This window comes from Acetonema longum DSM 6540, assembly GCF_000219125.1.
GTDB classification, from domain to species: Bacteria; Bacillota; Negativicutes; order Sporomusales; family Acetonemataceae; genus Acetonema; species Acetonema longum.
Window position 1 is genome coordinate 1 of sequence record NZ_AFGF01000254.1, and the last position, 1,333, is coordinate 1,333.

Here is a 1,333-nt window from a genome sequence, read left to right on the forward strand (position 1 = left end):
CGGAGTGAAATATAACGACTACAACCATAGAACCCATCGTGAAGGTGAAATCGTTCATACTAAAGACGGCTGGTTCCAAGTCATAAACGGAGACGACACATCCATAGATGCACCGCCGCCGGGTGTATACTTCTGGGAACAAGATCCTGATAACGGGGATTATGGCTGGGACTACGAAAAAGGCGATGGCGGACTCACGAAAAGAGACACCTACTTCGCTGGGATAGTAAAAGACCAGTACTTCTTTAATTGGAATGGAAAACTCCGTACAATCACCGTACTCGACGAAACTGATGCACAGAAGAAAGAACGATTAAAAGGTAAGCTGGGCGAATTCGCTTATGGAGTGACTATTCTGGGTCTGGGCTATTCGGGAAGCAGTGTAATCGGGAAATTTGGTATTGGCAAATATGTAGCTGTTGGCGATAAAGTTGACTTGGGAATGGAAAACTCTGCACACAGCGTTGTAAACTATGCAAAGTATAAAGAAGTTCTTAAAACAACTGAAAAGGCTAATCCGCTTGTTGATGGTTTAAAACAAACTGGTAACTTGCCTTTAGATTATATTACGAAAGCCCAGGCTGAAGCTCTCGGATGGAAGCCTGGCAAAGCATTAAATAATTATGCACCTGGGAAACAAATAGGTGGAGACGTATTTGAAAATACTACAGGAATATTACCGAGTGCTCCAGGTAGAGTTTGGTATGAAGCAGACGTAGGACTGACTAACACGATGACACGTGCAAAGCAACCGGGAACAAGGTTGTTATATTCAAATGATGGTCAGCTATATATAACATATGACCATTATGAAACAGTTCATAATATAGGTACATGGAAATAGGAGGTTAAAATGATGAGTAATGAGCAAAATGATGATAGAGTAGAATTAGTGACAATTGATGTTACTGATGTTAACAATTCAAAACAACTACATAGCCTGTTGAAGAAAAAGCTTGATTTCCCACATTTTTACGGAATGAATTGGGATGCATTTTGGGATGCAATAACTGGCCTAGTTGAAATGCCCAAAAAGTTAATTTTTATAGGCTGGCAAAATGTTGAAAGGACTATTCCTGATGATGCAGTTTTAATGAAAAATCTGCTTAATAAGCTTAACGAAAAACACCCTAGTTTGGCTTGCAAGGTTGAATACAATTAGAGGTGACAGAAGGGGCAGACCTGTTTTAAGTTGACACCGGGACGATCACCTTTTGGAAGATTATTTTAAAGCGAACAACAAACGACGGAGCAGCGGACAAAATTGATATGCTACCCGTCAAGAGGACAATGAAAAAACAAAAAGTTTTTACTGTTGCTGTCCTTCAGAAAT

At 40.1% G+C, this 1,333-nt stretch carries 2 protein-coding genes; both read left to right on the forward strand.

Going from position 1 to position 1,333, the window contains the following annotated elements:
* The coding region (locus ALO_RS22950; RefSeq protein WP_004099410.1) for a ribonuclease domain-containing protein at positions 1-844 on the forward strand (844 nt) is incomplete at its 5' end.
* 9 nt (positions 845-853) lie between these two features.
* The gene (locus tag ALO_RS19085) at positions 854-1,162 is read left to right on the forward strand and encodes a barstar family protein (RefSeq protein WP_202945822.1); all 309 of its coding nucleotides are present in this window, start codon (positions 854-856) and stop codon (positions 1,160-1,162) included.
* Positions 1,163-1,333 lie beyond the last annotated feature (171 nt).